The sequence below is a fragment of the Sphingomonas sp. CFBP9019 genome (assembly GCF_034045155.1).
In the GTDB taxonomy this organism is placed as follows: domain Bacteria; phylum Pseudomonadota; class Alphaproteobacteria; order Sphingomonadales; family Sphingomonadaceae; genus Sphingomonas; species Sphingomonas aerolata.
In genome coordinates, this window is sequence record NZ_JAXCWK010000005.1 from 180,999 (window position 1) to 202,924 (window position 21,926).

Below are 21,926 nucleotides of genomic sequence, written 5' to 3' on the forward strand. Positions count from 1 at the left end.
CGATCCCGATGCCATGACCCGTCCGACCCGCCCGCCCGCCCCCGCCCGAGAATCCGCCACGTCCGTCGGCGCACAGATCGGCGATCCGTGCTGGCTGGCCCATCGTTACGATCCGGACCATGATGCGGTACATTTCATCGCGGCGGACCGGGCGCAGCGTGGCGTGGCGACCTTCCTCACCGACGAGTATATGCCGTCGTCGGCCACGCCGATCGTGGTGCCACGACGCGACGCCGTCGCGGCCGCCCCGCCCGCTGCATCGGTTCATTTCATTTTCCACTCGGCCTATTGCTGTTCGACGATGCTGGCGCAGGCACTCGACATGCCGGGCTTCGCCACCGCGCTGAAAGAGCCGGTAATTCTCAACGATCTCGTCGGCTGGCGTCACCGCGGCGGTCATCCCGCGCGCGTCGGTGAGGTCCTTGATACGACGCTGAGACTGCTTGGCCGCGCCTTCGAATCCGGCGAGGCGGTGGTGATCAAGCCCTCCAACGTCGTCAACGCCCTCGCGCCTGCGATGCTGGCGATGCGGCCACAGGCCCGCGCCGTGCTGCTCTACGCGCCGTTGCGCATCTATCTGACGTCGATCGCACGAAAGGGCATGTGGGGCCGGCTTTGGGTGCGCGAGCTTCTCGCCAAGCAGCTCGCCGACGGCATCGTTGATCTGGGCCTCACGCCCGAGGATATCTTCAGGCTGACCGATCTGCAGGCGGCAGCGGTAGGGTGGATCGCGCAGGCGGATCTGTTCGCTGGCCTGGTCGCCCGCTTTCCGGACCGCGTCAGAACGTTGCAGAGCGAAACTTTGCTCGCCAACCCCTTCGCCGCGGTGACTGCTCTGGCACGATTCTATGCGCTGCCCGGCGATCCGGCGACCGTGCAGGCGCTGCTCGACGGCCCTGCTTTTGCGCGCAATGCCAAGGACGGCAAGACCTATGGCGCGGCGGACAGGGCACGCGAGCACGAGACCGGCGCGGCACTCCACGCCGACGAGATCGACAAGGTGGTCATCTGGGCAGAGGCGGTCGCACGCACCGCCGGCGTCGCGCTTGATCCCCCGGCGCCCCTGCTGGGCTAGGTGCTCGTCCCGCCACCACGCGCAGCCGATAGGTTCGCGGTCGAGCCCGGACAAAAAAAGGGGCGGTTCCGAAGAACCGCCCCAATCCAGACCGAGATGGCCTGACCCTAGAAGTGCAGGTTCGCACCGATCGCAAAGCGGCGGCCCAGTGCGTCATACGTCGACGGATAGGTGTTGCCGCTGTTGAAGCTCGTCGAACCCACCGTCGACCCGACGAGCGGCGGCTGCTTGTCGAACAGATTCTGTACCGTGACGGTCAGGTCGAAATTCTCGGCAATGCCGATCCGGGTCGACAGGTCGATATAGTCGTAGGACGGGATCCGCGTGAAATCCGCAGACTGGCCGGCGAGAGCGCCACCGGTGAGCGTACCACTAAACGCCGCCCCGTTACCGTTGACGACATCGTCCGGCTCCTGCTGGACGTTATCGATGTGACGCCACAGCACCGAAACGTCGATGTTGTCGACGAAGGTGAACGTCGCCCGAGTGTTCCAGGTGAATTCGGGCTGGATCGAGCCCGAGCCCCCAGCCGCAGCGCTGGCCGCGCCGCCGCAGTTGACCGAATAATAGCCGATGCACTCACGATTGATGAGCCCCGGTGCGGCTTGGAAGGTCGCAGAGTTCGACCAGTTGCCCTGGAACGACAGGCCCAGTTTGACACCCTGAGTCAGCGGCGTGCGATAGTTGATCGCGAGATCGATACCATCGGTCTTGACGGTGCCAAGGTTCGAGATTGCAGCCAGCAGACCCCGCGTGGTTGCCGGATCGCCGTCGAGGCCGCCCGTGACCGGGTTTCGCGAGATCGCGAGGCAGGCCGGGCTGGTGGCGCTCGCCGCGGTGATGGTGTCGAAGCAGTTGGAGATGATATCGCCCGGCGCGAACTGCGAAATCGCGCCCTTGATCTTGATGTTGTAGTAATCGACGTTGATCGAAAGGCCGGGAATGATCTGCTGCGGCTGGATGACGAGGCCGAGCGTGTAGCTGTCCGACTTTTCCGGACGCAGGTCGAGGTTACCGCCGGACGTGATGTTCGCCTGACCCGCAGTCGGAACCGCAATGAGGCCGATGGTCGAGGCCGGCGCGCCCTGCGCGAGACAGACGGCGCGCAGATTGGCATCGTTGACCGGCGCTGCACCGGCGCAACGATCGGTCGCCAGGTTGGTCAGACCCGTATTCACAGGCGAAAACAGCTCGCTGATCGTCGGTGCGCGGACGGCACGCTGGTAGCTGCCGCGAACCTTCAGGCCCGTGACAGGCTCCCAGCTGCCGCCGCCCTTGTAGGTGGTCGTGTTGTACGAGGGCGAGTTGGCCGCGAACACCTTGTAGTGCGAGTAGCGGACGCCCGCTTCGAGCGTCAGGCTCTGGAAGAACGGACGATCCTGGACGAGCGGTGCGATGAGCTCGCCAAAGCCTTCGCTGACTTCATAGCCACCGTCGATGTTCGGCGCGGCGCCACCGGCGCCACCGAGTTCGCCAGCGGTCTGTGCCAGCGTATCCGAACGCTGCGACGCACGGTACTTGCGATACTCCGCACCGGCCGCGAAACCGATCGAGTCGCTTGCGAACGGCGAGGCAAAGCCGAAATCACCGTTGAGAACCGCGCGGGCCTGCGCCAGCGAGGTACGAACGGTCGTCGTGCTCTCACCCGTGATATACGAGGTCATATCGGGGGTGATCGAACCGTCGGCACCGAAGACGTTGAGCGGAACGCAGCCGGTTCCCGCGTCGATCGCCGCACCGCCGGGCGCACCGCCAAGGCAGCTCGTGGTGTTGGTTGCATAGACCGCGGACCGTACGCGCGACGTCAGGACATAGCCCTGCAGCGTCTGCGTATTCTCCGATTCACCGTAACCGCCCGAGACGTCGAGCTTGATACCCTCGGTCAGCCCAACCTTCACGCCGGCACGATAATCGAAGATCGTCGTCTGGAAGTTCGAGATGCGCGGCCCGACCTCGGTCGTCCGGCGCGACAGGTTTGTCGTGATCGTGCGGAAGTTCGGGTTTGCCGTCGTCACGCCGCCCACGGTGACGGTAGGGCTGGTCGCGGCTGCGGCGAGGTCGCACTGCGCCTGGGTGATGCTGGCGGCGGCGCAGAACTGATTCCGCGCACCGGCCGGCAGATAGGGGTTCGACAACGGCACGACGATCGACGAGTTGAACACACCCGACGGCGCGATGATCGTGTCGACGGTGTTCTTCGAGAACAGGCCGCGCGTATAGATTTCGACGCTGTCCGACACTTCGTAATGGCCGGCGCCATACATGTTGAACCGCTCGAACGGCGTCTGGAAGATGTTGTACGGGTTGAAGTTGAACGGAATGACCGCCGTCGTCAGCGAACCCGTGGCCGGGTTGATCTGGCGACGACCGCCAAGCGTGAAGACCGATGGGACCGTCGTGCCCGAGCCGCTGCTCGCGCCCGAGAACGAGTCGTAATTCTGCACCGAATAGTCGCGCTCGCCCTGATAGACGGGATCCGACTGCTGGTACCCGACCGAGAAGACCGCGTTACCGCGGCCATCGTCGAAATTGGCGCCGATCGTGATGTCGCCGCGGAAATAGGCACCATCGCCACGCTCGGTGATCTGGTTCGAGACCGAGGCGTCGATGCCCGAGAAATCCGACCGCGTGATGAAGTTGACGACGCCCGACACGGCGTCTGCGCCGTAGGTGGTCGCTGCGCCGCCGGTCAGCGTGTCGACCCGCTCGACCAGTGCGAGCGGAATGTTGTTGAGATCGACGCGACCGAGCAGACCCGAGGGTGCGATGCGGTTGCCGTCGAGCAGGACGACGTTGCGGAACGAGCCGAGGCCGCGAAGATCGACATAGGACGCGCCGCCGTTACCGTTGTTGACGGCCGAACCGATGCTCGGCGTCGCACCGGGCAGCGTACGCAGAATGTCTTCGGCGGTGTTCGACTGGCGAAGCTTGATTTCCTCCTGGCCGATGACAGTCACTGGCGATGAGGCGATCAGCGCGGGATTCTTGATCAGCGAGCCGGTGACGACGATGTCACCCTGGCTGTTCTCCGTGCTCGGCGCGGCTTCCGACGTCGTCATGCCGACCTCGCCCTGGGCGTTGGCGCCCGGCGTGGTCGACTGAGTCGCGGTCGCGCCCCCGGCGCGAATCCCCGAATTGTCCCCCTGGACCTGCGCGAGGGCTGGCGTGGCGAACGTCGTCGCCCCCATCAGCAACGTGGTCGCAAGCAAATGGGCGCGAGCTGCAGATGTCATAAATACCCCTTTGTTGCCGGTGAATGCACCGTGCATTTTCTCCGGTTTTTCCGGTTCTGGTCACGATCTATCCAGCCACGCCATTGCGCTGCAACAATTATCGTCGATTCGGACCTTTTCTCATTTCGTTTGCGACATCACCGTGACATAACCGCAACATAGTGTCGTATGGCGAAACCCGAGGCCGGGTTCTGCCAAGCCAAAGCTCATAAGGCGATCATATGCGAATGTTATCGGCCATCTCTGTTGCCCTGTCAGCGCTGCTCGGCGGCGCGCTGCCGATCGCCCCGGCTGTTGCCGCGCAGGCCAGAGAAGACTCGTCGAAGACATTGGATGCGCTGGCCGCGTGCCGAGACATACCGGGCGATGCAGCCCGGCTTGCCTGCTTCGACACGACCGCCGGGCAGATCGCGCGCGCGCGCCAGGCAGGCGACCTGCTTGCGCTCGATCGTGGCAAGGTTATCGAGCGCAAACGCCAGCAATTCGGTCTTGCCGATGCCGGTCAGAGCCCGCTCGGCGGCGGTGAGGCGGATCGCGTCACACGCGTTACGGAGGTGCAGACCACGATCACCACGGCAAAGCCGGCGAGCTATGCGCGGTTCGCGCTGCAACTGGCGAACGGCATGGTCTGGGAAACGATCGAACCGCTCTCGCTGCAACCCCGGCCCGGTACCGCGATCACCATCCGGCAGGCCGGGTTTGGCGGGTTCAAGGCGTCGATCACCGGAGAGCGCGCGATCCTCGTCAAACGCCGCCGCTGAGGCCGGTCGCTATCTTCGGCACCTCTTAAAAAGGTGGCGTCCTGCGGTCGTGGACGGGCTTCAGATCAAGGCCGACATGCTCGGCGCGTCCGCGGGATATCGATCAGCGTCACCGCCGGGGCGGTGTCACGGGTGAGCGGTCGGGCGGTCACCGCCGGATCGTCAAGTATCGGCGGATGAAAGGGTCCCCATTCGACCACCGCGCCGCAACCCCGGTCGCGAATCACCGCAAGCGCGGCGGCGGGCGACAAATGCGGGCCCGAATACAGCCCGTCGGCCCAGCGTTCACGATAGGCCGACTGAACGACGATCGGTCTCGGGCCCTTGAGCTCCGCGTTTGAGCGATAGCGATCAAGCGCCAGCGCGACCGCATCGTCGCCGACGATGACGAGCGCGGGTTGATGGCTTCCAATCAAGGCCACGGCCTGGTGCCAGTGCTCGCGCTCACGGCTGGGCAGCCAGCTCGCCAGGCCGATGGCGCTCAGACCGAGCAGGATGGCGCCGCTTGCACGGGCGACGGGGGTCGATCTTATCCGCGTCACACCGAGCGCCACGAGCACCAGCTCTGGTCCGCTCGCCCAGCTCAGCGTGCGCGGCAGGAATATCGGCACCCGCTGGCTGATCGCGAACAGCAGTAGCGGCGCGCCGATCGTCAGGACAGCGAGCAGCCGCACTTCCGGTCGCGCCGCACGTACCGCACACGCTGCGAGCCCGGCGAACAGGCCTGCCAGCAGCAGCATACCCGCAATCCCCGTCTCATGGGGAAAGAGCGGCAGATAGACCTGCGCCGTCATCGCGACCGCGTCACGCCATGACGGTGTGGCGATCCACGCGATATTGGTCACGGGCATGGTCATTTGGCGAAGGCTGATCATCGCCCACCATCCCCAGCCGGCCAGCACCGCGACGTTCGTCGCCAGCCACCGCGCCTGTGCCCGTCGGTCACTCCGCAGCAGCCAGAGCATTGTCACCCCCGCCAACCCGGCAAACAGCGCGAGCGTCGTATGCGTGTACAGGCCGATGAGCGTCGCAAGGCCGTAGAGGACCAGCCCACCCGGCGTCGGGCGACGCAGATAGAGGACCATGCCAGTGCAGGCGAGCAGCACCGCCAGTTGCGCGAGCGCATAGCCGCGCACCTGTTGGCTCAGATCCGTGCCCAGCGCGGACAGAGACAGCAGCGCGGCGGCGAGCAGCCCGACCTTCGCATCCCCGACCGCTCGCCCTAGCCCATAGGCCGCACCGATCCCCGCCGTCCCGATCCCGATCGGCAAGAGCCGCACCGCGACATCATCCTGGCCGACCAGCGCGATCCAGCCCGACAGCATCGTGTAGAACAGTGGCGGGTTCGTCTCGCGCAGCATCCAGCTGCTCCACAGCCGCCCCACGGGCTGGCGGGCGAATTCGAGCGACGCCAGCTCGTCATACCACAGCGAATACTGCGCCGTGTGGATGCGAAATGCCGCAACGGCGACGAGCATCAGCGCCAGCATCAGCGGCGCGCGCAGGCGTCCCGCCGCCGCCGGGGAACCACCATGCTGATCGACCCGCTTCACCCGCATCGCCTTTCCCGATCACGCGCGCCCGCACAAGGGGCGGCCTCACCGCATCGACGATCGTCAGACGAGCTGGAACTCCCCGGATACACCCTCCGCCTGTGCGGACGGCGCGATCCACAGGCAGAAGCGGCCCGGCTCGACCGTCGGCACGAGATCCTGGCCGATGAAGAGCAGGTCGTCGCGACGCAGCGTGAACGACACGACCTGCCGCTCGCCCGGCTTCAGCGCGACACGGCGAAACGCTTTGAGTTCGCGCACTGGGCGCGTCACGCTGGCCGCGAGATCGCGGATATAGAGCTGCACGACCTCTTCGGCGGCGCGCGTGCCGCTATTGCCGATCGTCGCGCGCACCGTCAGCGCGCCATCGGTCGACAGACGCGCAGTGCCGAGATCGAGCGCTTCGTATTCGATCGCGCCATAGGTCAGGCCATGACCGAACGGGAACAGCGCGGCGTTGGCGAATTCGCGGTAGCGCGCCTTGTATTCGAGCAGCGGCCCCGGCGGGTTGGGCCGCCCGGTGTTCTTGTGGTCGTAATGATAGGGCTCCTGCCCCGTGGCATGCGGAAAGGAAACGGGCAGCCGCGCCGACGGCCCGGTCCTGCCGAACACGATGTCGGCGATCGCCGGCCCATCCTCCGACCCCAGAAACCAGGTAACGAGGATCGCCGGTGCCTTGAGCACCGCGTCGCTGAGCACCAGTGCACGGCCCGTACGCAGCAGCACGACCATCGGCGTGCCGGTCGCTGCCACCGCCTCGGCCAGCGCCATCTGCGCGGCGGGGATCACGATCGACGCCCGCGACTGCGCCTCGCCCGACATGCGCTGGCTCTCGCCGACCGCCAGCAGGACGACATCGGCTGCGCGTGCGGCGGCCACGGCTGCGGCAATCCCGCCGGGGAGCGGATCGTCGATCCCCGACCCCGGCGTCACGCTGACCTGCGCCGGATCGGCCACTGCGGCCCGGATACCGGTCGCCAGATCGACCGCTTCGGCGTCGGTGCCGTACACGTTCCACGGACCGATCAGGTCGTGCTGCCCGGCCGCGAACGGGCCGATCAGCGCGATCCGCCGTCCCTGTCGCGGCAGCGGCAGCAATGCCCCGTCATTCTTCAGCAGGACGATCGACCGCGCCCCCGCGTCGCGGGCCAGCGCCAGCGTCTCGCGCGTCCGGATCCGAGTCTTCTCGCGAGGCGGGTCGATGCGCCGGAACGGATCGTCGAACAATCCGAGCGCGACCTTGAGCGCCAGCACGCGGCGGACCGCCTGGTCGAGCCGCGCCATCGGAACCTCGCCCGCCGCGACGAGCGCCGGCAGATGTGCCAAATAGAACCCGCTTTGCATGCTCATGTCGACGCCGGCCATGAAGGCGAGCTTGGTCGCCTCGCGCGCATCCGCTGCAAAACCGTGCGCGATCAGCTCCTCGTCGCCGGTATAGTCGGACACGACCAGCCCGCCAAAGCCCCATTCGCGGCGCAGGATCTGCGTCAGCAGCCACGCATTCGCGGTCGCCGGGACGCCCGAAATCTCGTTGAACGCCGCCATCGTCGTCGCAGCGCCGGCGTCGAAGGCCGACTGGAACGGCGGGAAATACACCTCGCGCAGCGTACGCTCGGACACGTCCACCGTGTTGTAGTCGAGCCCGGCTTCGCCCGCGCCATAGGCGGCGAAATGCTTGGCGCACGCCGCGACCGCGTCCGACGCCGCCAGTCCCCGCTCGCCCTGGAACCCGCGGACCCGCGCGGCCGCCATCATCCGGCCGAGCAGGACATCCTCGCCCGCCCCCTCAACACCACGGCCCCAGCGCGCGTCGCGCGCGACATCGACCATCGGCGCGAACGTCCAGTCGATCCCCGATGCCGCCGCCTCGGCCCCCGCGGCCCGGGCGGTACGCCGTGCAAGTTCGGGATCGAAGCTTGCCGCCTCTGCCAGCGGGACCGGAAACACGGTGCGCAGCCCGTGGATCACATCAGCGGCGAACAGCAGCGGGATCTTCAACCGCGACTGGCGCATCGCAGCGGTCTGCATCCGCTGCGCCATCACCGCGCCATTGCCGTTGAACACCCCGCCCAGTCGCCCGGCGCGGACCTGCGCGAGCTGTTCGTCGAAACTCGACGACCCGCCCGCAGGGTTGAGCGCGGTCGCCGCCCCCCCCGCCCAGGCCGCCGCCATCAGCGTCAACTGCCCGGCCTTCTCGACGACGGTCATGCGCGCAAGCACGGCTTCGACCGATGCGGGCAGGGCACGCGGCTGTGCCGTCTGCTGCAGCAGCGCGCGCGCTGGGCTGGCGGCCCAGGCGGTGACGGCGCCGGCCCCCATGATCATCGCCCGTCGTGAAATCGTCCGTTGTGCCATCGTCGCCGCCGTCATCCGCTAACCCTTCGCCCGTGCCTGCTTCGACCGCCCGGCTCCACCGGGCTGATGATCGTTGCAAGGTTCTTGATCCCCGTTTCTGGATCATGTAACCGGTTACATCAAGAACAACATTTCCAGCCGCGAACGACGGCCGACGCCAGAGGGGATCCTGACCAGCCATGTCGCACGCCACTATCCGTGATATTGCCCGCGAGGCGGCGGTGTCGGTAGCGACCGTGTCGCGGGCAATGAACGGGCTGGCCAGCGTCCGCCCCGAATTGCGCAAGCATATCGAGGAGGTCGCATCGCGGCTTGGCTATGTCCCGCATGCCGCGGCGCGACACCTGAGCTCAGCCCGCTCTGGCATGATCGGCGTGGTGATCCCCGATCTCCATGGCGAATTCTTCTCCGAACTGCTGCGCGGCATGGACCGCGAGGCGTCGGAGCGCGGGCTGTACCTGATGCTGATGAGGATGCACGGCGACGCGGCGCGTGGTGTTGCGGCGCTGAACGCGATGCGCGGTCGGGTCGACGGGCTGCTGGTGATGGCCCCTCAGGTCGCGGCGGACGAGCTGCTCGCGCACCTGCCGCGCGACATGCCCGCGGTGCTGCTGAACTGTGCGCCGGGGCAGCCCGGTCGCGCCGAACTGCGCATCGACAACGCCGCCGGCGCCGCCGCGATCGTCGAGCATCTGATCGCGACCGGTCGTCGTCGGCTGGTCCATATCACCGGCCCCGAGGGGAATATCGATGCCGAGGAACGCTGTCGCGGCGCGCGCGACGCCTGTGCGCGTGCAGGCATCACACTGCGCATCCTGCCGGGGGACTTCAACGAACCCTCGGGCATCGCCGCCGCCGCGACCCTTCTCGACGAGGGGTGCGACGCCGACGCGATCTTCGCCGCGAACGACATGATGGCGATCGGCGCGATGATGACGCTGAAACGGGCCGGGATTGCCGTTCCGGCGCAGATTGCGATCGCCGGTTTCGACGACATCCCGCTCGCCCGGCTCATCACGCCGTCGCTGACCACCGCGAGCATCGACATCGCGGCCTTCGGCGCGCGCGGCGTCGCACGGCTGGCAGGCGCGATTGCCGGGCAGGACGATGGCCTGCCCGAGCAGCGCATCCCGGTCGTCGTCATACGGGAATCGACCGGCCAGACCGACCCGGCACGACCCAACGCATTTCTATCCACAATCCACAACGAGACACCCGATCAATCGGGAACAGGGGAACGACCATGACCAAGATGATGTTGCGTGCGGCAGCGCTTTCGCTGACGGCGCTGTCCGGCGGGGTGCTGTTCGCCCCCGCGCCGGCAGCCGCCCAGGTCGGCCAGGCGTCGCTACGCGGCACGATCACCGCGCCGGCGGACAATCCGGTCGTCGAGGTCACCGCGGTCGAGGTCGCGACCGGCCTGCGCCGCACGGTGCCCGCCGACGCCGCTGGCGGCTACAACTTCGCGTCGCTGCGCGCGGGCACCTATCGGCTCGAGATCAAGCAGCGCACCGGCACGCGCAATTCCGACAGCTTCACGCTGCGCGTCGGGCAGAGCGCCGGGCTCGACCTCGACCTGTCGAGCGCCGCGACGCCCCCCGCCGCTCAGCCGACAACGCCCGGTGCCGAACCCGATCCGACGGCGGACACCGGGGCGACTCCGGCCGCAGGCGGCGCGGGCGACGAGATCGTCGTCACCGGCAACCGGATCCGCTCGCTGTCGGGCGGCCAGGTCGGCAGCAACATCACGCAGCGCCTGATCGAGCAACTGCCGCAGAACAACCGCAACTTCCTTGCATTCGCCGATCTCGCACCGGGCGTCCGCTTCATCGAGGACGCCAGCGGCGCGTCGCGCATCCAGGGCGGCGGCCAGGACAGCCGCACCGTCAACGTCTTCGTCGATGGCGTCAGCCAGAAGGATTACGTCCTCAAGAACGGCATCACCGGCCAGGATTCATCGCCCGGCAACCCCTTCCCGCAGCTCGGCATCGGCGAGTATCAGGTGCTGTCGTCGAACTACAAGGCGGAGTTCGACCAGGTCAGCTCGGTCGCGATCACCGCGGTGACCAAGTCGGGCACCAACGAATTCCACGGCGAGGGCTTCTTCGACTACACCAACCAGAAGCTCCGCGACCGTCGCCCGAGCGAGATTTTCCCGACCACGATTCCGAAGGTGGACACGAGCAACAAGCAGTTCGGCGCGGCCCTGGGCGGCCCGATCATCAAGGACAAGGCGCACTTCTTCTTCACCTATGAAGGCAAGCGCATCACCAGCCCGTACGACGTGCGGCCCGAGAACGGCTATCCGGTCGCGTCGATCCCCGAACAATATCGGGACGATTTCGGCGCCTTCGCGCAGCGGTTCAAGGAAGACTTGTATTTCGGCAAGATCGATATCGTGCCGACCGACAATGATCTGATCGAGCTGTCGGGCAAATATCGCAACGAATCCGGGCTGCAGAACGCGACGGGCATCAACGCCGCGAGCACGTCGACGCTGAACAAGGTCGTCGACAAGCGCGGCCTGCTGCGCTGGCAGCATACGGGAAATACTTGGATCAACGACGCGCGCGTCTCGTATGAGGATGTGGTCTTCTCGCCGACGCCCGCGACCGACGGCATCACGCAGTTCTTCCAGGCGACGCAGCGGATCGGCAGCGGCACGCAGCGCACCGATCTGCTTCGCGCCGGCGCCGGTGGCAATTTCCAGACCAAGGGTCAGAAGGGCTGGACCGTCCAGGACGATTTCACCTTCACCGGCCTTCAGGGGCACACGATCAAGGTCGGCGCCAAGGCGAAATGGGTGAAGCTCAACACGCGCGAGCAGAACCTGACCAACCCGCAATATACCTATGACGTCAACGCAATCCCCGGCGTCGCCTTCAACGACACGCTGCCCTACCAGCTCCAGTTCGGCGCCGCCGTCGCGGCGGGCAATCCCAACGTCCGGTCGAACAATTTCCAGATCGGTTTCTATGCGCAAGATGATTGGGACGTCACCGATCACCTAACGCTCAATCTTGGCCTGCGCTGGGATTATGAGCGGACGCCGGCCTATCTCGATTATGCCACCTCGGCAGAGAATGTCGCAGCAGTGTCACCCGCCAATTACGGCAACCTCACTGGCGCCGACTACGACATCAACGACTATATCTCGACCGGCAACAACCGGAAGGCGTTCAAGGGTGCGTGGCAGCCGCGGCTGGGCTTCACCTATCGCTTCGACGAAGCCGGACGCTTCTCGATGTTCGGGGGCTATGGCCGCTCCTATGATCGCAACCAGTTCGACTTCCTGCAGCAGGAGGTCAGCCAGGGCGCGTATCAGGTCCGCACGTTCAACTTCATCGGCAATGATTCACTCAACCCCTGCGTGCCGAGCCAGACCTGTATCGCATGGGATCCGGTCTACCTGACCGAGGCCGGACGTCAGCAGCTGGCAACCTCTGCGAGCGGCGGCGGCCGCGCGATCGTCATGATGAACAACGACCTGAAGCTGCCCTATTCGGACCAGTTCAGCCTCGGTCTGCGCGGCCGTTTCTCGCCGGTCGAACTCGAACTGGGCTTCACGCATATCGAGAGCAATGACGGGTTCGCATTCCTGCTCGGCAACCGCCGCCCCGATGGAAGCTTCTTCTTCAACGATCCGGCCAACCCGACCGACGTACCGCAGTCGCCGTTCTCCTTCTCGCCGAACGGCTTCGGGTCGATCATTCTCGGCACCAATGGCCTGAAGACCAATTCCGATGCCGTCTATTTCAAGCTGACCAAGACCTATTCGGCGGCCTCGCCGTGGAGCATCGACGCGACCTACACCTACACGCAGGCCGACGAGAACCGCCAGTTCGGCGAAACATATTCGCTCGATTTCGCCCAGCTCTCCGATTATCCGACCTTGCGCTCGTCGGGCGTGCCGCGTCACCGGTTCGTCATCGCGGGCAGCGTCGATACGCCGATCGGGGTGACGATCTCGACCAAGTTCCAGATCGAATCGCCGATCTATCTCAAGGCGTTCATCGACAATTCGGATCCGTTCTCGCGAACGCTGGTCGGGCGCGAGGCCGATGGCCTTGGCGATCTCTGGGGTCGCCGACAGCTCGATTTCGCGTTCACGAAATATGTCCCGCTCGGCTTCATCTCCGATCAGACCAGGATCCGCATGCGGCTCGATATCCTGAACGTGATGAACGACCGCAATTACGTCGATTTCAACAACAGCCCGCTTGATCCGAATTACGGTCGGCGGTCGACCTACAGCACGGGCGGCAACGCTCCGCGCACGGTCAAATTGTCGGCGGGTTTCTCCTTCTGACCTGCCCCCGGGGGACGTGGCCCAGCCACGCCCCCGCTTTTTTTTGAAGACCAGACCCGAAGGATATCATGATCGATCGCAGGCAGATGCTGGGCCACAGCACGCTCGGCCTGGCGGGACTCATGGCCGGCTGCGCCGCGCCGTTCCGCCCCAGTGCTCCCCTCCCCAGCGCGCCCCTACCCCGCCCCGGGACCATCGCCACGCCGATGCCGAGCGCCTTGCTCGCGGACCTCCATCACCGCAGCTTCCGCTATTTCTGGGACACGACCGATCCCGTCACGGGTCTTGCACCTGATCGTTGGCCGACCCCGTCCTTCGCGTCGATCGCCGCGGTCGGCTTCGCGCTCACCGCCTATCCGATCGGGGTCGAGAATGGCTGGATCACGCGCGACCAGGCGCGCGCGCGGACCCTGGCCACGCTCGAATTCTTCGCGGCCGCCCCGCAGGGCGACAGCCGCAGCGACGACAGCGGCTTCAAGGGCCTGTTCTACCATTTCCTCGGCAGGACCAAGGGTCACCGCTTCGCGCGGGCCGAACTGTCGACAATCGACACTGCGCTGCTGATCGGCGGGGTGCTGTTCGCACAGAGCTGGTTCGATACCGAACATCCGGGCGACGTCCGGATCCGTGCGCTGGCGGACCAGCTCTATGCCGCGATCGACTGGACCTGGATCACCCCGCGTGCACCGTTCATGGCGATGGGCTGGCATCCCGAAAGCGGCTTCATCCCGCATGACTGGAACATCTACAACGAAGGCCTGCTGCTCTATATCCTCGCGCTCGGCTCGCCGACGCACGCGCTGCCGGCAGAGAGCTGGGATGCGTGGACGAGCCGGTTCGACGCGCAGTGGGGCGACCGCTGGGGCGGCGAGCCGCACGTCCAGTTTCCCGCGCTGTTCATCCATCAGTACAGCCATTGCTGGATCGACTTCCGCGGTATTCGCGACCGCTACATGACGGCGAAGGGCATCGATTATTTCGAGAACAGCCGCCGCGCCGTCCGCGCGCAGCGCGCCTATGCGATCACCAACCCCGAAGGCTGGGTAGGCTATGGCCCCGACGTCTGGGGGCTCACCGCGTGTGACGGCCCCGGCGATTTCGCCATCGACATCGGTGGCCGCCGCCGAGAATTCTTCAGCTATGCAGCCCGCGGCGTCGGCGACCGGGACGACGGGACGCTGGCCCCGACCGCGGCGGCGGCATCGATCGCGTTCGAACCCGAATTGTCGAGCCGTGCGATCGAGACGATGCACGCCCGCTACGGCGCCCGCATCTACGGCAAATACGGCTTTCTCGATTCGTTCAACCCGACGCTGACGGCCACGTCGGTGCCGCTCAAGCATGGCAGCGTCAATCCCGCTGCGGGGTGGGTGGACGACGATTATCTTGGCATCGACCAGGGCGCGATCGTGGTCATGATGGAGAATTGGCGCACCGGCCTCGTCTGGACGACCATGCGCCGCAATCCGCATATCCGCCGCGGGTTGCAGCGCGCGGGGTTTACCGGGGGCTGGCTGACCTGATCGCCGCACCGGGCGATGACGCGATAACAGGTGCGCACGGCCGGCTCGGGCGCGATAGGATGACGCATGCATCGCCCCAGGACCACCATCCGCCAGCTCAGCTATTTCGTCGCGCTTGCCGAAAACGGCAGCTTCACCCGCGCGGCCGAACGGATGGGCGTGTCGCAGCCGTCGCTCTCGCAACAGATCCGCGCGCTCGAGACGATTCTCGGTGCGCCGCTCTTTGAGCGCGGCGGGCCTGCGATCCCGACGCCGCTTGGCCGCGAGCTTCTCGAGCGCGCGCGTCGGATCCTGTTCGACCTTGCGGACCTGGAGGAAGTGCGCGTCGCTTCAGCGGACGCGCTGGTCGGGACGATCCGGCTGGGCGTATCGCCGACGCTCGGCGCCTATCTGCTACCGACCTTCGTCGCGCGTCTGCACCGTGACCATCCGACGCTGCGCATCCATGTCCGCGAAGGCCTGCCCTCCGCGCTGACCGCGGGACTCGCGGCGGGTGACCACGACCTGATCCTCGCACAGCTGCCGGTCGCCGGGCGCGGATTCCACACCGAGCGTCTGTTCCGTGAGGCGCTGTATCTGGCGATGGCGGCGGACCATCCGCTGGCCCCCAAGGCTGGAATCGAGATGGCCGATCTGCGCGGCCAGAACCTGCTGACGCTCGTCGCGGACTATCGCCTCGCGCAACAGGTCGCCGCGATCGCCGGCGAAGTCGGCGCGGTCGTGCTCAATGATTACGAGGGCACCAGTCTCGACGCGATCCGGCAGATGGCCGGGATGGGCATGGGACTGGCCCTGCTGCCCGAGCTCTATGTCCGCCAGGAAGTGCGCGACGGCGACGACGTAACCGTGCGGCCGTTCAACCAAGGTCGCCAATATCGCGAGATCGGGCTCCTGTGGCGCATCGGCGCGGGCCGTGCTCCCGCCTATCACCTGATCGCCGACCTGTTGCGCGCGGTCGGCCCATAGGTTTATCCTATCGACGATATAGCCGCCCCGTAGTTGCATCAATAAGGCTGTGCGGCGATTCTAATTGCGGGCTCGAGCAGTTGGATGACGCAGGTGGCAGGCAAACGAATCGGATGGCGTGAAGCGCGCGGCTGGCTGGGCGAGATCGTTGCACCCGATACGCCCTATCTCCGCCTCGCAATGGTGTACGGCGTCGCGATCAGCCTGTTGTCGCTCGCCACGCCGATCTCGGTGCAGCTGCTGATCAACAGCGTCGCCAACACCGCGCTGCCCGCACCGTTATGGACGCTGGCCGGGCTGTTGCTCGTGCTGCTGCTGTTCGTGGCCGGGCTCAGCGCGATGCGCTTCTGGGTCATGGCGCTGTTCGAACGGCGGTTCTTCGCGCGCGTCGTCGCCGAAATCACCGAACGCGCCGTCCACGCGCAGAACCCCTTCTTCGCCGATCAGAATCGCGGCGACCTGTTCAACCGCTATTTCGATCTCGTCGTGGTGCAGAAGGCGGTGCCGAGCCTGGTGATCGGGGCGTTCACGATCATCCTCCAGTCCGCGGTCGGGCTGGTCGTGACGAGCTTCTACCACCCCTTCTTCCTCGCGTTCAACGCCCTGCTGATCCTGCTGGTGCTCGCGATCTGGACGATCTGGTCGCGCGGATCGATCCGCTCCGCGGTCGCGCTCAGCCACGCCAAGCATGAGGCCGCCCGCTGGCTTGAAAGCCTGGGCGGATCGAACGGCTTCTACAAATCCAGCCGCCATCTCGATTTCGCGATGGATCGGTCCGAAGCCGTCACTGCAACCTATGTTGACCGGCACGAACGCTATTTCCGCTACAGCTTCGCGCAGACCGTGGCCTTCCTGCTGCTCTATGCCTTTGCCAGTGCGGCGCTGCTCGCGCTCGGCGGCAATCTGATCCTGCGCGGCGAATTGTCGATCGGACAGCTGGTCGCGGCCGAGCTGATCCTGAGCGGCGTCTTCTACGGCGTGTCGCAGCTCGGCTGGTATCTCGACACGCTCTACGACCTGATCGCGAGCGCGGAGGAATTGTCGCTGCTGTTCGCGATTCCCCAGGAACAGGCGGCCGCCACCGCGGGACAGGCGCCCGCCGATGGCGCGGTCCGGCTCGAGGCGGTCGAAGTGGAGGGTGCGCGCTTCGACTTCTCGCTGGCGGCGGGCGAACAGCTCGTCACGCTGGCGGATGGCGGGGCGGAACGGTTGCTGGCGATGGTGCTCAAGCGGCACATCGTGCCCGAGCGCGGGCTGGTCACGGTCGGGGGCGCCGACATGGCGACGTTCGACATGTACCTGTTGCGATCCGCGGTGATGGTGCTCGACCGGCCGACGATCGTCGAGGTGACGATCCGCGAATATCTGTCGCTTGCCGCGGCGGCGGGATCCGACCCGGGCGGGATGCTCGAAGTCCTCGATGCCGTGGGCCTGCGTGAACGGGTTGCACAGTTCCCGCACGGGCTCGACACCCCGCTTGCCGCGTCGGGCTATCCGCTGGCGATCGGCGAGGTCGTCGCGCTCAAGCTGGCCAGCGCGCTGCTCGTGCGACCACGCGTGCTGATGCTCTCGCAGCTGTGCGACCTGATCCCCGCGGAGCGGCTGGCGGACGTGCTGCGTCGGTTGAAGGCAGCCGGGACGACCACCCTGCTGTGTACCGGCCGGCCCGAAGACATCGTCCTTGATGGCTGGTTCCGGCTCGAACCGCATCGCCAGCGACGCTTCGCCACCCATGCCGCGCTGATCGCCGACGCGCATACGGAGTCGAACGATGCCGTATAGTCCCGATCGCGTCGCACATTTCCCGACACTGGCGAAGATGCGCGCCCCGCGCAGCGCGGTGACGGTCGCGTGGCTGCTGTTTATCGGCATCGCGGTCGCGATCGCGATCATGGCGCTGGTCCCCTGGGTTCAGACCGCCAATGGCACCGGCCAGGTCGTCGCGCTCGATCCCGACGATCGCCAGCAGCAGGTGACGGCGTTCGTGCCGGGCCGCGTCGAACGCTGGTACGTGCATGACGGACAGCATGTCGAACGCGGCGATCCGATCGCCCGCGTCGTCGATCTCGACCCCGATCTGCTGTCGCGTCTGCGCGCCGAACGGGCGCAGGTCGAGGCGGAGATCGCCGCGGTCCAGCAAAGCCGCGCGGTCGCCGGCATCGACGTTTCGCGTACCGCGCAGCTGTTCGCCGAGGGGCTGGCGGCACGGCGCGACTATGAGCAGACCCAGATCAAGGTCGCCGATGCAGGCGCCAAGCTGGCCGAGGCGCGCGCCAAGCTCAACCGGATCGACATCCAGCTCAACCGCCAGTCCGCCCAGATGGTCCGCGCACCCCGCGACGGTCGCGTCCAGCAGCTCAACGCCACGACTGGCGGATCGATGGTGTCGCCCGGTACGGTGCTCGCGGTGATCGCGCCCGAGCGCGTCGAACGCGCGGTCGAGCTGTTCGTCGACGGCCGTGACGTGCCCGTGCTGCGTCCCGGCCGACCAGTCCGCCTCGAATTCGAGGGCTGGCCTGCGATCCAGTTCAGCGGCTGGCCGTCGGTTGCACAGGGCATGTTCGACGGCCGCGTCCGCACGATCGATCCCAATGCCGCGCCAGACGGGCTGTTCCGCATCCTGGTCGAGCCCCAGCCCGGCAAGCCCGCCTGGCCCGCGCGCGAATTCGTCCGGCCCGGCGGCAAGGTGCGTGGCTGGGTGCAGGGCGAGACGGTGCTGGTCGGCTATGAACTCTGGCGCCAGCTCAACGACTTCCCGCTCGAATTCGGCCGGCGTCCGGCCGCGGCAGCCTATGGCGCGGCAAAGGGCGAGGCCAAGGGCATGGACGCGAAGGCCTCCGACGAGGAGGGCGGCAAGAAGTGACCCGCTTCCTCGTCGCGCTGCTGATGCTGCTGTCCCCGGTGGCAGCGATCGCGCAAGCCGCCCCACTGACACTCGACGAGGTGCTGCGTGCCTCCGCGCGGTCGGCCCCGCAGATCGTCGAGGCACTCGCGCGCGTCCGCCAGGCGGAGGGGCGATCGCTGTCGGCGGACGGCGCGTTCGACACGGTGTTCGACGTCGACGGCAAGTCGCGCGTCGCGGGCTATTATGACGGCACGGTGGTCGAGAGCCGTGTGACGCGGCCGCTGACGACCAATGGCGGCTATGTCTATGGTGGCTACCGCGCGTCACGAGGCACTTTTCCTGTCTATGAGGATCAAGCCTATACCAACCGGCTGGGCGAGGCCAAGGTCGGCGCGCTGTTCGCCCTGCTGCGCGACCGCGTGGTCGACGAACGCCGGACGCGGCGCAGCGTCGCCGGCGCGGACATCGACGTCGCACGGTTCGAGGCGCAGATGGTCGCGATCGGCGTTCAGCGCCGCGCGGTCGACGCCTATCAGGCCTGGGTCGCCGCAGGGTTGCGCCTGCGTGCCTATCGCGACCTGCTCGACCTTGCCGAGCGGCGGCGCGGCGCGATCGGGCGGCTGGTGACGCTGGGTGCACGACCCGAGATCCTGTTGACCGAAAACGACCAGAACCTTGTCCGCCGGCGCGCGCTCGTCGTGCGTGCCGAACAGGATATCGCCACCGCCGCCAACTCACTTTCGCTCTATCTGCGCGACGATGCGGGGGCGCCGCTGCTCGTATCACCCGACCGGCTGCCCGCGGACACGAGCGCACTTGCCGGCGTCGCGCCGACCGGATCGAGCGCGGCAGCGGTCGCGCGGCCGGATTACCGGGCGATCCTGACTCGGATCGATCAGTCGACCGCGCGGCTGATGCTGGCGGAAAACGATCTGTCGCCCCGGCTCGACCTGCGCGGCGAAGTCGGCAAGGATGTCGGCCCGGTCGGTCTGGGCGGACCGAACCGCACGCCGCTCGAAGCGGCGGTCGGCTTCCGCTTCAGCGTCCCGCTTCAGAATCGCGCCGCCAAGGGACGCGTGGCCGAAGCCCGCGCCGAGATCGACGCACTGGCACAGCGCAGCCGCTTCCTTCGCGACCAGATCGCAATCGAGGTCGAAGGCATCGTCATCGCGGTCGGCGCGACCGAACGGCTTGCCGGGATCGCGGAGGAGGAACGCAGCCTTGCCGACCGGCTCGCTGTCGCCGAACGCCGCCGCTTCGAACTGGGATCGGGCGACTTCTTCCTGGTCAACCAGCGCGAGGAGACCGCGACCGATGCGCGCGTCCGCCTGATCGACGCGCAGGCGCGGATCGCCTCCGCGCGCGCCGAGCTCGCCGCCGCGACGGCCGACCGTGTCGCACTGGGGCTGGACCGCTAGGCCCCGCCCCGGCTCACTCAATAGGCCAGCGCGCAGCCATCGGCGCGCATCTCGCTCGCCGCGGCATAGACGCGGGTGTTCCCGTCCATCCGGTGTTCGACACATTCATAGCGCCCGAAGCCGCCATCGGGATCGCCGATCGTCCACCCCATGTCGACCAGCCGCTTCCGCGTCGCGATCGGCACGCCGGTCTCGAGCCGGAGCAGCCCCGTGGGCCCGAGCCCGGGCGTATCCTCGCCCATCGATTGCGACGATCCCTCGTGATGCCAGCGCGGCGAATCCCCTGCCGACTGGATTTCGAGCCCATAGTCGACGCGGTTGACGATGATCTGCGTCTGCCCCTGCGGCTGCATGTCGCCGCCCATCACCCCGAAGCTCATCCACGGCGCGCCCTTGCGCGTCGCGAAGCCCGGGATGATCGTCTGGAACGGCCGCTTGCCCGGCGCATAGATGTTCGGATGACCGTCCTTGAGACTGAACAGCTGCCCGCGATCCTGAAACATGAAGCCAAGGCCATCGGCGACGAGGCCCGATCCCATCCCGCGGAAATTGGACTGGATCATCGACACCATCATGCCGTCCTTGTCCGCGCAGCTGAAATAGGTGGTGTCGCCGTGGCTCGGCGCCTGCCCCGGATAGACCGGGGTCAGCAACCGGTCGGGGCGGATCAATTTGGCGCGCTGTGCGGCATAGTCCTTGGAGATCAGCCACTCGACCGGCACCTTGGCGAAGTGCGGATCGGCATAATAGCGCGCGCGATCCTCATAGGCGAGGCGCTTGGCCTCGGCCTGCAAGTGGATCGACAGCGCGGACTGGAAGCCTGCACCCTTCAGGTCGAACCGCTCGAGGATGTTGAGCATCTGTAGCGTCGCCAGCCCCTGCGTGTTCGCGCCGAGCGCGTGGACGGTCGTGCCGCGATAGTCGGTCGTGCTGGGCGCGATCCATTCCGAATGGTGCGCGGCGAGGTCCGCCGCCGACAGCCACCCGCCGATCCGCTTGAAGTAGCGCTCGATCGTCTGCGCGATGTCGCCCTCATAGAACGCATCGCGTCCACCGCTGGCGATCGCGCGATAGGTGCGTGCGAGGTCGGGGTTGCGGAACACGCCCCCCGCCGCCGGCCCCTTGCCGTCCGCCAGCCCATAGGTACGCAGCGCATTGACGGACTCCTCCAGCCCGTTCCCCGGACGGCGAAACGCGGTGAGGCTGCGGCGGATGTAATAGGCAATGATGTCGGGCACCGGCGCGCCCGCTTCGGCGAGCGCGATCGCGGGCTGGAACAGGTCCGCCCAGGGCAGCTTCCCGTAGCGCTGGTGCATCGTCCACCACGCATCGACCGTCCCCGGCACCGACACGCTAAGTGCGCCGAGCGGCGGCAGTGCGCCGTTCCTGGCGCGCGATCGCACCGTTTCCAGGCTCAGGCCGCGCGGCGATGCGCCCGACCCCGCGAGGCCGACCACCGCCTTGGCCTTGGGATCCCAGATCATCGCATAGGCATCCCCACCGATCCCGCTCGACGTCGGCTCGAGGAAGCCGAGACACGCGTTGATCGCGATCGCCGCATCGACCGCCGACCCACCCGACCGCAGGATGTCGATTCCCGCCTGCGTCGCGAGCGGATGCGCGGTCCCCGCCGCGCCGTTGAGGCCGTAGACCGCGGTGCGCGACGCGAAGCTCGCGCCGATCGGCCGGTCGCCGGCATGGACGTCGGGGCGCAGGAAGCGCTCCTCGCCGGGCGCCCAGAATGTAGGATTGGTATCCGTCGCGGGTGCTGCCCCCTGACCCGGGCCGGGGGCGGGGTCGGTGCTGGCTGTACCGCGCTGCGCAGATGCGAGTGTCGGAAGCAGCGCCGTCGCCGGCAGCGATGCGATGAAGGTGCGACGATGCATTG

The 21,926-nt window shown here is 67.0% G+C and carries 13 protein-coding genes; 9 read left to right on the forward strand and 4 right to left on the reverse strand.

Features of this window, described 5'->3' with window-relative positions:
* The first annotated feature begins 13 nt into the window (after positions 1–13).
* Complete coding sequence (locus SOM18_RS15940) at positions 14–1,075, forward strand: hypothetical protein (RefSeq protein ID WP_320481971.1); 1,062 nt, start codon at positions 14–16, stop codon at positions 1,073–1,075.
* Positions 1,076–1,182: 107 nt separating this feature from the next.
* Here the strand turns inward: SOM18_RS15940 and SOM18_RS15945 are convergent, their stop codons facing one another.
* Positions 1,183–4,308, reverse strand: coding sequence for a TonB-dependent receptor domain-containing protein (locus SOM18_RS15945; protein ID WP_081874300.1), 3,126 nt, complete (start codon positions 4,306–4,308; stop codon positions 1,183–1,185).
* 221 nt (positions 4,309–4,529) lie between these two features.
* Between SOM18_RS15945 and SOM18_RS15950 the strand changes: the two genes are divergently transcribed.
* Complete coding sequence (locus SOM18_RS15950) at positions 4,530–5,069, forward strand: hypothetical protein (protein ID WP_152555446.1); 540 nt, start codon at positions 4,530–4,532, stop codon at positions 5,067–5,069.
* A gap of 65 nt (positions 5,070–5,134) precedes the next feature.
* Here the strand turns inward: SOM18_RS15950 and SOM18_RS15955 are convergent, their stop codons facing one another.
* Together SOM18_RS15955 and SOM18_RS15960 are read right to left on the reverse strand one after the other, a co-directional pair.
* Entirely contained in the window at positions 5,135–6,622 is a 1,488-nt protein-coding gene (locus tag SOM18_RS15955) for a glycosyltransferase family 39 protein (RefSeq protein ID WP_320481972.1), read from the reverse strand.
* A 63-nt stretch (positions 6,623–6,685) separates the two neighbouring features.
* Positions 6,686–8,947 carry a glycoside hydrolase family 3 N-terminal domain-containing protein gene (locus tag SOM18_RS15960; protein ID WP_320482068.1) on the reverse strand — a complete coding sequence of 754 codons (2,262 nt, stop codon included), beginning with the start codon at positions 8,945–8,947 and terminating at the stop codon, positions 6,686–6,688.
* A gap of 209 nt (positions 8,948–9,156) precedes the next feature.
* On the opposite strand from SOM18_RS15960, the gene SOM18_RS15965 reads away from it, so the two are divergent.
* From SOM18_RS15965 to SOM18_RS15995, 7 genes are all read left to right on the forward strand, one after another.
* Positions 9,157–10,224 (forward strand): LacI family DNA-binding transcriptional regulator, encoded by a 1,068-nt coding sequence (locus SOM18_RS15965; RefSeq protein ID WP_320481973.1) that lies wholly within the window; start codon positions 9,157–9,159, stop codon positions 10,222–10,224.
* Complete coding sequence (locus tag SOM18_RS15970; protein ID WP_320481974.1) at positions 10,221–13,286, forward strand: TonB-dependent receptor; 3,066 nt, start codon at positions 10,221–10,223, stop codon at positions 13,284–13,286. Before SOM18_RS15965 ends, SOM18_RS15970 begins: the two co-directional genes overlap by 4 nt.
* Before the next feature lie 68 nt (positions 13,287–13,354).
* Positions 13,355–14,809: a glucoamylase family protein gene (locus SOM18_RS15975; protein ID WP_037531793.1), complete on the forward strand. Its 1,455-nt coding sequence runs from the start codon at positions 13,355–13,357 to the stop codon at positions 14,807–14,809.
* 66 nt (positions 14,810–14,875) lie between these two features.
* Entirely contained in the window at positions 14,876–15,775 is a 900-nt protein-coding gene (locus tag SOM18_RS15980) for a hydrogen peroxide-inducible genes activator (protein WP_037531791.1), read from the forward strand.
* A gap of 93 nt (positions 15,776–15,868) precedes the next feature.
* Complete coding sequence (locus tag SOM18_RS15985) at positions 15,869–17,557, forward strand: ABC transporter transmembrane domain-containing protein (RefSeq protein ID WP_037531815.1); 1,689 nt, start codon at positions 15,869–15,871, stop codon at positions 17,555–17,557.
* Positions 17,547–18,638 (forward strand): efflux RND transporter periplasmic adaptor subunit, encoded by a 1,092-nt coding sequence (locus SOM18_RS15990; protein WP_031440246.1) that lies wholly within the window; start codon positions 17,547–17,549, stop codon positions 18,636–18,638. Before SOM18_RS15985 ends, SOM18_RS15990 begins: the two co-directional genes overlap by 11 nt.
* On the forward strand, positions 18,635–20,038 hold the full coding sequence (locus tag SOM18_RS15995; protein ID WP_042466879.1) for a TolC family protein: 1,404 nt from the start codon (positions 18,635–18,637) through the stop codon (positions 20,036–20,038). Before SOM18_RS15990 ends, SOM18_RS15995 begins: the two co-directional genes overlap by 4 nt.
* A gap of 17 nt (positions 20,039–20,055) precedes the next feature.
* On the opposite strand, the gene SOM18_RS16000 is transcribed toward SOM18_RS15995, so the two are convergent.
* The gene (locus SOM18_RS16000; RefSeq protein WP_031440244.1) at positions 20,056–21,924 is read right to left on the reverse strand and encodes a gamma-glutamyltransferase family protein; all 1,869 of its coding nucleotides are present in this window, start codon (positions 21,922–21,924) and stop codon (positions 20,056–20,058) included.
* Positions 21,925–21,926: the final 2 nt, after the last annotated feature.